Origin of the sequence: Curvibacter lanceolatus ATCC 14669, from assembly GCF_000381265.1 — a bacterium.
GTDB lineage: Bacteria > Pseudomonadota > Gammaproteobacteria > Burkholderiales > Burkholderiaceae_C > Curvibacter > Curvibacter lanceolatus.
Window position 1 is genome coordinate 40,952 of record NZ_KB906286.1, and the last position, 9,163, is coordinate 50,114.

11 protein-coding genes are annotated in these 9,163 nt (G+C 63.7%); 8 read left to right on the forward strand and 3 right to left on the reverse strand.

Features of this window, described 5'->3' with window-relative positions:
* Positions 1-22: 22 nt before the first annotated feature.
* From F624_RS0130010 to F624_RS0130020, 3 genes are all read right to left on the reverse strand, one after another.
* On the reverse strand, positions 23-838 hold the full coding sequence (locus tag F624_RS0130010; protein ID WP_019578078.1) for a ChbG/HpnK family deacetylase: 816 nt from the start codon (positions 836-838) through the stop codon (positions 23-25).
* Between the two features lie 7 nt (positions 839-845).
* Positions 846-1,292 carry a DUF2214 family protein gene (locus tag F624_RS0130015; RefSeq protein ID WP_019578079.1) on the reverse strand — a complete coding sequence of 149 codons (447 nt, stop codon included), beginning with the start codon at positions 1,290-1,292 and terminating at the stop codon, positions 846-848.
* A gap of 63 nt (positions 1,293-1,355) precedes the next feature.
* A complete protein-coding gene (locus F624_RS0130020; RefSeq protein WP_019578080.1) occupies positions 1,356-2,276 on the reverse strand; it encodes a LysR family transcriptional regulator in 921 nt (306 codons plus the stop codon).
* A 233-nt stretch (positions 2,277-2,509) separates the two neighbouring features.
* On the opposite strand from F624_RS0130020, the gene F624_RS0130025 reads away from it, so the two are divergent.
* From F624_RS0130025 to tnpB, 8 genes are all read left to right on the forward strand, one after another.
* Positions 2,510-3,226, forward strand: a complete 717-nt coding sequence (locus tag F624_RS0130025) for a haloacid dehalogenase type II (protein ID WP_019578081.1) — start codon at positions 2,510-2,512, stop codon at positions 3,224-3,226.
* A gap of 82 nt (positions 3,227-3,308) precedes the next feature.
* Positions 3,309-5,492, forward strand: coding sequence for a malate synthase G (locus F624_RS0130030; RefSeq protein ID WP_019578082.1), 2,184 nt, complete (start codon positions 3,309-3,311; stop codon positions 5,490-5,492).
* 109 nt (positions 5,493-5,601) lie between these two features.
* Entirely contained in the window at positions 5,602-5,847 is a 246-nt protein-coding gene (locus F624_RS34490) for a cysteine-rich CWC family protein (RefSeq protein ID WP_084679839.1), read from the forward strand.
* Between the two features lie 78 nt (positions 5,848-5,925).
* Positions 5,926-6,093 (forward strand): tautomerase family protein, encoded by a 168-nt coding sequence (locus F624_RS35210; RefSeq protein WP_019578083.1) that lies wholly within the window; start codon positions 5,926-5,928, stop codon positions 6,091-6,093.
* A 2-nt stretch (positions 6,094-6,095) separates the two neighbouring features.
* Complete coding sequence (locus tag F624_RS0130040) at positions 6,096-7,595, forward strand: MFS transporter (protein ID WP_019578084.1); 1,500 nt, start codon at positions 6,096-6,098, stop codon at positions 7,593-7,595.
* A gap of 3 nt (positions 7,596-7,598) precedes the next feature.
* The gene (locus F624_RS0130045) at positions 7,599-8,363 is read left to right on the forward strand and encodes a class II glutamine amidotransferase (protein WP_031256775.1); all 765 of its coding nucleotides are present in this window, start codon (positions 7,599-7,601) and stop codon (positions 8,361-8,363) included.
* Positions 8,364-8,507: 144 nt separating this feature from the next.
* On the forward strand, positions 8,508-8,918 hold the full coding sequence (locus F624_RS0130050; protein ID WP_031256777.1) for a transposase: 411 nt from the start codon (positions 8,508-8,510) through the stop codon (positions 8,916-8,918).
* Positions 8,915-9,163, forward strand: a 249-nt coding sequence (gene tnpB / locus F624_RS35215) for an IS66 family insertion sequence element accessory protein TnpB (RefSeq protein WP_019578087.1), incomplete at its 3' end; no start/stop codon positions are given. The genes F624_RS0130050 and tnpB, both read left to right, overlap by 4 nt.

Here is a 9,163-nt window from a genome sequence, read left to right on the forward strand (position 1 = left end):
CCGGGAGGATGGGTGCCCGCGCTCAAGGCGTGGGCGCAAAAAGAATCTGGCCCCGGGCAAGCTGCACCTGGGCCTGCTGCAGTGCCACCGCAAAGGCCGGGCTGGACAGGTAGCTCCACTCACGCAGCCGGGCCGGGCCGATCTCGTCGCCCGGCTCGGCGGCCTGCGCCGGGTGGCACATGATGAGACAGGCCTCAGGCGCCTCGGCCAGCCAGTGCGACATGCTTTGGGCGTAGCCGGCCACATCGGACTGGAAATCGTCGATGCCCGACAGAAAAGGGGCAGCAGCCAGCCCACGGGATCGGGCCAGGCGCTGCAAGGCGCTGGCGCCCATGCCGGCAATCACCCGCCCCTTGAGGCCGCCTTGCCAGGCGACCGGACGCGAAATGCGCAGGTAGGGACGCGGGCCGGTGGGATAACGCTGAGCCAGGATGTCGACCACGGCCTGGCGAATTCCTGGGAATTGCTGCACGTGCTGGTGGCCGTCCACGTGATCAGGCGACGCACCCCAGTGTTGTTCAAAGCGGTCCAACTGGCGCTGCACCTCAGCACGCACCTGGGCGGGCGCCAGCCCGGGCCAGCAACTGCGGCGCATCAGAGCGCCCAGCGGTGCCCCGTGCCCAGCGGCCAGGGCGAATTCGCTGGTCCAGTCCAGGTGCAGCCCCACATCGATGCGGCCACGCCAGGGGGCCAGCACGGCCGCGTCCATGGCCCAGCGCGGCGACAGCGTCATGACGCTGGTGGCGCTGAGGCGCCCGGCTTCGGCCAGGGCGACGATGCCGTGCGACACGCTCTCGTTGAGGGCGTAATCGTCGGCACAGAGAATGACGGACTTCATGCTGGCCTCACCAGCCCCGCGCCCAGAACACCGCAATCACCGGGATGATGGGAAACAGATGGGCCTGCCACATCACCAAGCGCCGCACCCGGCGCACTTCGGCCGCCTCAGGCAACGCGCCGGTGGCTCGGCACTCACGACGCCAGCGGCGAAAGGCCAGACTGGGCGATATGGACAGCAGGCCCATGGCCGCAAACAGGCCCAGCTTCAGATGCAACAAGGGTTGCGGGCCATACCAGGCGGCGCCCTTGATGCCCAGGAAGACCCTGGCCAGGCCGGTGATCAGCACCAGCGCGACGGCCAGCCCGTAAAACAGATCCACCCGGGGCAGGCGTTCGACCACGGCGGCATTCAGCCATTCGGGGCGACACAGGGCGGCCTCGCTGGACAGGAACACCACCAGGGTCAGGATGGCCAGCAAGTGCAGACTGGCCAGCAGGGCTTCTAGGGTCATGGAAAGGTCTTTCTCCAGCCCAGGGCCGGCCTGCGCCTCAGGGGGCGCCAGGCAGCGGGAAGATCAGGACACCTTCCAGTAATCGGGCTGGCCGTAATTGTGCTTGAGGAAATCGATCCAAAGACGTACGCGCAGCGGCAGGTGTTTACGTTGTGGAAAGACGGCGTAAATACCGTTGGGCGGCGCAGCAAACTCGTCCAGCAGGGTCACCAGGCGACCCTGGGCGATTTCGGTTTCAACCTCCCAGGTGCTGCGCCACGCCACGCCGTAACCGGCCAGGCACCAATCATGCAGAACCTGCCCGTCCGAGCAGTCCAGGGGCCCGCCTGGCTTGAGGTGCACCAACTCGAATCCACCGTCCTTCGGCAGGCGAAAGGCCCAGCCCCGGGTCTGCGAGGCATCGCTCGACAAGGTCAAACAATCAAAGCGGGAGAGTTCAGAGGGGTGTTGAGGGGTGCCGTGGCGCTGCAGGTAGTCAGGCGTGGCCACGCACAGACGCCGGTTGTCGGCCAAGCGCACGCTGACCAGGGAGGAGTCGGGCAGATCGCCCACCCGGACCGCGCAGTCATAGCCCTCGCCCGCCAGGTCGACCACCCGATCGCTGAGGTTGAGCGAAATCGTGACCTCGGCATGCTGGGCGCGAAAGCGCGGCACCAGGGGTGCGACGTGCCGGCGCCCGAAGCCGGCCGGGGCGGTGATGCGCAAATGCCCACTGGCCTTGACGCCGCCGGCACTGACGCTCGCCTCGGCATTGGCCACATCGGCCAGCACGCGCTGGCAGTCCTCGAGAAAGGCGCTGCCCTCATGGGTGAGGGTGATGCGGCGGGTGGTGCGCATGAGCAGCTTCACGCCCAGGCGCTCTTCGAGCGCATCCAGCCGACGCCCCATGATGGCGGGCGCCACCCCCTCGGCATTGGCGGCGGCGGTCAGGCTGCCCCGGGTGGCCACCGACACAAATGACTCCATCTGCTTGAGTTTGTCCATGGGCCTCAGATTACGTTACAAAAAGTCAAAGCCCCAGCCGATAAAACCCTTATTACCGTCAAATTCGATTCGAATTTGCCGCAACAAGCCACGCCAAGCGCTGAGACGGTGGTATCCGCCGCCCTGCCGAGTGGGTTCGGGGCTGGCCTCGCGCAGATTACATCTTAATTTGTCACAAATAAATCTATTTTCAAGTTATTAATGATTGTCTAAGTGTGGAATAAAGTCTGACCATGGACAAACGCCGCGCCTCACCTGCACCCGCCTTCGGCCCGCCCAAGGCGGTGCTGTTTGACGCGTTCGGCACCTTGTTCGATGTCTACAGCGTGAGCCTGCTGGCCGAGCAGCTGTATGCCGGCAAAGGGGATGCCCTGAGCCGGCTGTGGCGCGACAAACAGATTGAGTACACGCAACTGCTGACCTGCGACGGCGGTGCCCACTACCAACCGTTCTGGGCCTTGACCCAGGCGGCGCTGCGCTATGCCGCAGCCCACCTGGGCCTGACGCTGAGTGAGGCACAGGAGTTGCGGCTGATGAACCAGTACCGCGCCTTGAGCGCCTTTCCCGAAAACCGGGAGGTGCTGCAGGCCCTCAAGACGCAGGGGGTCGTCACAGGCATCCTGTCCAATGGCGACCCCGAGATGCTGGCCGTGGCCGTGCGCAGCGCCGGGCTGGCGAGCTGCTTGGACCACATCATCAGTGTGGATGCGGTGCGCCGTTACAAGCCCCACCCCGATGCCTATGCCCTGGGCCCGAAAGCCACGGGGGTGGCGGCACGCGACACGCTGTTCGTCAGCGGCAACAGCTGGGATGCCCTGGGGGCCACCTGGTTCGGCTACAACACGCTGTGGGTGAACCGCCACGATCAGCCTGCAGAACAGATCGGCCCGCCACCCACCCGGACCGGCACCAGCCTGCAAGCCGTGCTGTCGTTTTTTCCGTCAGGCTGACGCCCCGCTACACGCCGGATGGCCTGGCACACCACGCACCCGATTTTTGTTTCTCGTTCACTTTCAACCCAAGGACCTCACCATGACCGCACGCACCCACGTTCACGGCCTGCAAGTCGCCACCTCGCTGTACAACTTTGTCAACGACCAAGTTCTGCCGGGCACCGGCGTCAGCAGCGACACCTTCTGGCAAGGCTTTGACGCCATCGTTACCGACCTCGCCCCGAAGAATGTGGCGCTGCTGACGGAACGCGACCGCCTGCAGACCGAGCTGGACGCCTGGCACAAGGCCCACCCGGGCCCCATCACCGATATGCCGGCCTACCGTGGCTTCCTGGAAAAGATCGGCTACCTGGCTGCACAGCCGGTGCAGGCCAAGGCCACCACCACCAACGTGGACGCCGAACTGGCTCTGCAGGCCGGCCCCCAGCTGGTGGTGCCCATCCTCAATGCACGCTACGCGCTCAACGCCGCCAACGCACGCTGGGGCAGCCTGTATGACGCGCTGTACGGCACGGACGCCATTCCCGAAACCGAGGGCGCCGAAAAGGGCTCGGGCTACAACCCCGTGCGCGGCGCCAAGGTGATCGCCTTTGCCCGCCAGGTGCTGGACACCTCGGCCCCCCTGGCCAATGGCTCGCACAAGGATGCCGTGGCCTACCAGGTGGTGAATGGCCAACTGGTGGTCAAGCTGAGCAATGGCAGCGACACCCCCCTGCAGGACACCGCGCAATTCGTGGGCTACCAGGGCGATGCCGCCACCCCCAGCGCCATCCTGCTCAAGCGCAATGGCAATCATCTGGACATCCAGATCAATCGCAACACGGCCATCGGCAAGAGCGACGCGGCCGGCGTGAGCGATGTGGTGCTGGAAGCCGCACTCTCCACCATCCTCGACCTGGAGGACTCGGTGGCCGCCGTGGACGCCGACGACAAGGTGCTGGCTTACAGCAACTGGCTGGGCATCCTGAAAGGCACGCTGACCGAAGAAGTGAGCAAGGGCGGCAAGACCTTCATACGTGGCCTGAACCCCGACCGCGTGTACACCGGCGCCAAGGGCGGTGAGGTTCGCCTGCATGGTCGTTCGCTGATGTTCCTGCGCAATGTGGGCCACCTGATGACCAACCCCGCCATCCTGTATGGCAACAATCAGGAAATCCCGGAAGGCATCATGGACGCGGTGGTGACCACGGCGATCGCGCTGCACGACCTGCAAGGCCATGGCGCCAACGGCATCCGCAACAGCCGCACCGGCAGCGTCTACATCGTGAAGCCGAAGATGCACGGCCCGGCAGAAGTGGCTTTCGCCAGCGAATTGTTCAGCCGCGTCGAAAAGCTGCTCGGCCTGCCCGACAGCACCGTCAAGCTGGGCATCATGGACGAAGAGCGCCGCACCAGCGTCAACCTGAAGGCCTGCATTGCCGCAGCGGCCAGCCGCGTGGCCTTCATCAACACCGGCTTCCTGGATCGCACGGGTGACGAGATGCACACCGCCATGCAGGCCGGCCCGATGCTGCGCAAGGGCGACATCAAGGGCAGCGCCTGGATCGCCGCCTACGAGCGCCGCAACGTGCTGATCGGTTTGCAGTGTGGCCTGCGTGGCCGCGCCCAGATCGGCAAGGGCATGTGGGCCATGCCGGATCTGATGGCCGCAATGCTCGAGCAGAAGATCGGCCACCCCAAGGCAGGTGCCAACACGGCCTGGGTGCCTTCGCCCACCGCCGCCACCTTGCACGCCCTGCACTACCAACAGATCAATGTGGCACAGGTGCAATCCGACATCGAGCAATCGGGCCAAGACCCCGAATCGCTGATGAATGACCTGCTGACCATTCCGGTGGCCGCCCAGGCCAACTGGAGCGAAGCCGACAAGCAGCAAGAGCTCGACAACAACGTTCAAGGCATCCTGGGCTACGTGGTGCGCTGGGTGGACCAGGGCGTCGGCTGCTCCAAGGTGCCCGACATCCACAACGTGGGCCTGATGGAAGACCGTGCGACGCTGCGCATCAGCAGCCAGCACATTGCCAACTGGCTGCTGCATGGCGTGGTCACGGAAGCCCAGGTGCGCGAGACCTTCGCGCGCATGGCAGCCGTGGTGGATGCCCAGAACGCTGGCGACCCGCTTTACATCAGCCTGGCCGCCAACCCACAAGGCGCGGCCTTCCAGGCCGCTCTGGATCTGGTGTTCAAGGGCTTGGTGCAACCCAGTGGCTACACTGAGCCGCTGCTGCACGCCTGGCGTCTCAAGGTGAAGGCACAAGCCTGAACCTTTCGCCCCAAGGGGGCGTGAAATGCCAATAGGGGCACCTTCGGTGCCCCTTTTTTTTGGCCTGGCAGCCCAGCAGGCCGGGCGATCAGAAGGGCACAATGCGGTGATGACTGCGAGCCTGCCACCCGAACCCCTGCGCGCTGACCTGTGCCCTCTGTGCGGTCAGCCCAACGAATGCGGCGCCTGCCAGGGCAATGCCTCTGCGTGTTGGTGCATGAGCACCCCGATCGGTGCAGATGTTCTTGCGCGCTTGCCTGCAGAAGAAAGAGGCTTGCGCTGCATTTGCGCGCGATGCGCACAAAAGCAGCCGCAAGTGGATGCACAGATCGACCCATCTGAGGCGCCGGGCTAAGGGATCGCAAAGGCGGATCACCTGCGTGATTCATTCCTTCTATGATTTGAGCCTTTCGAAACCCAAGCAATTCACACGATGCCCACTGATCACGTGGAAATGATGGAAGGCCGCACCATCGATCCCAATACGAAGCTGGTGGCAAAAGTTACCCGGGTGAGGGGCGAGGTCTTGGGCGGAGAAGCCGAGGCAGTGGATGGGATCATCACCAAGACCCGAAGCGCGCGACTGATCGGCAGGAAGTAAGGATGGCGGCCCCTATCGCGAGTGCAGACGAGCTGCATACCCAGGCCCTGCGCGAACGCTATGGGGAACGTTACCGGTGGTTGCTGTTGCTGTCTGTGATGATCGGCACGATGGCGTCCATCATGTCGTCCACCATCGTCAATGTAGCGATTCCGGCGATGAGCCACCATTTCTCACTGGGCCAGGAACGGGCCCAATGGGTGAGTTCAGGATTCATGGTGGCCATGACCGTGTCCATGCTGACCACCCCCTGGTTGCTGGCACGCTATGGCTATCGACGGACCTATTCGGGTGCTGTGGCGCTGCTGCTGGTCGGCGGCGTGGTGGGCGGCTTTGCACAGGTCTACCCATTGGTGTTGGGGGCGCGGGTAGCGGAAGGGCTGGCCGCAGGCATTGTTCAACCGATCCCGGCCATCATCATCTTGCGCGCCTTTGCGCCGCATGAGCAAGGACGGGCCAGCGGCATCTTTGGCATGGGGGTGGTGCTGGCACCGGCCATCGGGCCCAGCATTGGCGGGATTCTGGTCGACCTGTTTGGGTGGCGCTCCATTTTTTTCATGGTCGTGCCGTTTTGCCTGGCCTCTTTGTGGATGGCCCATCGCTTCGTGCCGACCACGGCACCCGGTGGGGTTGCAGCCAACCGCGGTGGTGCGGGATTGGATTGGCGTGGCCTGCTGCTGGGCAGTGTGGGCACGCTGTGTCTGCTCAATGGGCTGGTCGATCTGCGAGGAGGGTCTGGTCTGCAAGCCGCCCTGCTTCTGCTGGCCGCCCTGGCTTCCTTGTTCCTGTTCATCTGGTGGGAACGCCGCATCGCCCAACGCGGCGGCGAGGCGCTGATGAATCTTCATCTGTTCAGCTACAGGCAATTTGCCATGGGCAGCATCGTGGCCGTGATTTACGGTACGGCCTTGTTCGGATCCACCTACCTGCTGCCTGTCTACATGCAATTGGCGCTGCACATTTCGGCCTCTCACGTCGGCACCATCTTGCTACCCGCCGGCTTTGTTCTCGCGGGAACCATTGCGGTGGTGGGGCGCATGGCAGACAAACAACCCACCTACTGGCTGGTCAGCATTGGCTTGGCTTTGCTGGCCGCGTCCTTCGCGTTGATGGTGGTACTGACCTTGGAATCTGCTCTTTGGCAACTCGCCCTGCTGGCCGTCCTCGGACGAGTGGGATTGGGCTTCATCCTTCCCTCATTGAACCTGGGGGCCATGCGCCCTTTGTCCAAGGCTTTGATTCCACAAGGCGCAAGCAGCATCAATTTCTTGCGCATGCTCGGCGGTGCTGCTGGCGTCAGCCTGTGTGGCATCGTGCTCGAATGGCGGCTGGCAGCCCACGGCGACTCCTTGAGTAACCCCGTCACCAGCGCAGCCCGGGTGGCGGCCTTCGACGAAGTCTTTATGCTGCTTGCAGCCTTGTGTCTGCTCGCCATGGCTGCGGCCTGGCAGTTGCGCGAAGCGCCCGACGCCACGAACAACAAGAATCCAAAGGACCACTGATCCATGTGTCAATTGCTGGGTATGAACTGCAACGTCCCGACCGACGTGACATTTTCCTTTTCAGGCTTTTCCCAGCGCGGCGGGCGTACCGATCATCACTCAGACGGGTGGGGGATCGCCTTTTTTGAGGGACGTGGCCTGCGCCACTTTGTGGATCATGAGCCAGCAGCCGAGTCAGCGGTCGCACAGCTGATCCGACGTTACCCGATCAAAAGCCGCAATGTCATTGCGCACATCCGCAAAGCCACGCAAGGTGCCGTGAATCTGCAGAACTGCCATCCCTTCGTGCGCGAGCTGTGGGGTCGGTATTGGGTCTTCGCCCACAACGGTGATCTGAAGGATTTCTCGCCCAGGCTGCACGGGCATTTCCGCCCAGTTGGCAGCACAGACAGTGAATTGGCCTTCTGCTGGATCATGCAGGAACTGGCGAAATCGCATGCGAACGTGCCTTCTGTAGAAGAGCTCACGATCACCTTGCGCGAGCTAGCTCCCCGCATTGCCAAACACGGTACCTTCAATTTCTTGCTGTCCAACGGCGAAGCCCTTTGGGCTCATGCCTCCACGCGCTTGCATTACTTGGAGCGGTCTGCGCCGTTCGGGCAATCGACGCTGGCTGACGAGGACATCAGCATTGATTGGACGACCTGTACGTCACCGGGTGACCGTGCTGCGCTCATCGTCACCGAGCCATTGACCCGAGACGAATCCTGGGTTGAGTTCCGTCAGGGTGAGTTGAAGGTATTTGTGGACGGCCTGGCAGTGGCTTGAAGGGCCTTCTTGGCAGGGTATTGGGGTTGAGGTTGATATAGCTGACAACTGAGACGGAGTGTAAGCGGGCAGCCAAGTCATCTACCCAACCTGTTCCAACCCCCTGAGGATCCAGTCCACCAATCACTTCCCCTTGGTGGACACATGGACTCTTCAGCAATCAACCTCCCATCCCCTGGCCGGCGCCGCGGTCGCTACAGCGACTCCTTCAAGGCCGACATCGTCGCGGCCTGCAAAGCCCCCGGCGTTTCAACCGCTGCAGTGGCCCTGGCCAACAGCCTCAACGCCAATCTCGTGCGTCGCTGGGTGGCCGAGAGCGATCCGGCCCACAAGGCTGCTGTGCAATTGGCTCGCGTTCAATCCGCAGCCTCAGATTCAGTGTCGCCAACCGTGGCCTCACCTGTCTCCACGCCCGGCTTTGTCTCCGTGCCGCTGGCCACCCCCAACGCAGACATCCGCATCGAACTGCGCCGAGGTGATCACCTCGTCACCCTGTATTGGCCCGTGGCCGCTGCCGCTCAGTGCCTGGGTGCGTTGCAAGACTGGCTGCGGTGATCCGCATCGACGCGGTTTGGCTGGCGGTGGCCCCCATGGACATGCGAGCTGGCCCCGACACCGCCTTGGCCCGGATGGTGGCCGTCTTTGGCTCAGCCCAGCCTCACCACGCCTATGTGTTTGCCAACGCCCGCGCCACCCGCATGAAGGTGCTGGTGCACGACGGCCTGGGCCTGTGGCTGGCTGCGCGCCGTTTGCACAACGGCAAGTTCAACTGGGCCTCGGGGCCTGAGCCTGGCTTGCCC

Excerpts from the sequence above, each read along its gene's own strand:
- F624_RS0130010 (WP_019578078.1), bottom strand. The coding sequence starts at position 838 with ATGAAGTCCGTCATTCTCTGTGCCGACGATTACGCCCTCAACGAGAGC.
- F624_RS0130015 (WP_019578079.1), bottom strand. The coding sequence starts at position 1,292 with ATGACCCTAGAAGCCCTGCTGGCCAGTCTGCACTTGCTGGCCATCCTG.
- F624_RS0130020 (WP_019578080.1), bottom strand. The coding sequence starts at position 2,276 with ATGGACAAACTCAAGCAGATGGAGTCATTTGTGTCGGTGGCCACCCGG.
- F624_RS0130025 (WP_019578081.1), top strand. The coding sequence starts at position 2,510 with ATGGACAAACGCCGCGCCTCACCTGCACCCGCCTTCGGCCCGCCCAAG.
- F624_RS0130030 (WP_019578082.1), top strand. The coding sequence starts at position 3,309 with ATGACCGCACGCACCCACGTTCACGGCCTGCAAGTCGCCACCTCGCTG.
- F624_RS34490 (WP_084679839.1), top strand. The coding sequence starts at position 5,602 with ATGACTGCGAGCCTGCCACCCGAACCCCTGCGCGCTGACCTGTGCCCT.
- F624_RS35210 (WP_019578083.1), top strand. The coding sequence starts at position 5,926 with ATGCCCACTGATCACGTGGAAATGATGGAAGGCCGCACCATCGATCCC.
- F624_RS0130040 (WP_019578084.1), top strand. The coding sequence starts at position 6,096 with ATGGCGGCCCCTATCGCGAGTGCAGACGAGCTGCATACCCAGGCCCTG.
- F624_RS0130045 (WP_031256775.1), top strand. The coding sequence starts at position 7,599 with ATGTGTCAATTGCTGGGTATGAACTGCAACGTCCCGACCGACGTGACA.
- F624_RS0130050 (WP_031256777.1), top strand. The coding sequence starts at position 8,508 with ATGGACTCTTCAGCAATCAACCTCCCATCCCCTGGCCGGCGCCGCGGT.